The organism is Flavobacterium koreense (genome assembly GCF_054776075.1).
Map to the genome: position 1 here is coordinate 1 of NZ_BAAHCF010000041.1, position 650 is coordinate 650.

Genomic DNA, 650 nt, shown 5'->3' on the forward strand with positions numbered 1-650 from the left:
ACATTGCCTATCATTGCAAATTGTGATGCAGATAGTAACACCCAAGATGGATGTACTACGTTTAATTTAACGACACAAACACCAATTATTTTAGCAGCACAGACACTACCTGCTTCTAATTATACCGTGACGTATTATACTAATCAAGCAGATGCATCAAGTACACCAAATGGTACTTTACCAATTTTTAATACTACCAACTACACTGCTTGTGGTACCACTACTATTTGGGTAAGAGTACAAAATAAAAATACAGGATGTTTCCAAGTAGGTTCGTTCCAATTACAAGTAAACACACCAATTGTACTTACTACACCAACATTATTGAGTGTTTGTGATAACTTACCAAATGATGGCTATGCAACCTTTGATATGCTTGGCTTTATATCGCCATCGGTGCCAACAGGTCATACGATAGCTTTTTACTTAAATGCAACACATACGCAGTTAATTACAAATCCATCGGCATTTATAAATACAACTCCAGGTTCTCAAACTGTGTTTATAGTAGTTACGAATACCACTACAGGATGTAAGAGTTATAGAACACTTACAGTTAAAGTATTGCCAGTTCCTACACCAAATACCAACATGACTGGTTTTGAGCTTGAAGCTTGTGATGATATTGGTCCAAATGATGGAAGTGAAAT

The 650-nt window shown here is 36.0% G+C and carries 1 protein-coding gene; it reads left to right on the plus strand.

Annotated elements, in window-relative coordinates; all coding sequences use genetic code 11:
• The coding region (locus ACYU7A_RS13475) for a hypothetical protein (RefSeq protein ID WP_460577353.1) at positions 1-650 on the plus strand (650 nt) is incomplete at both ends.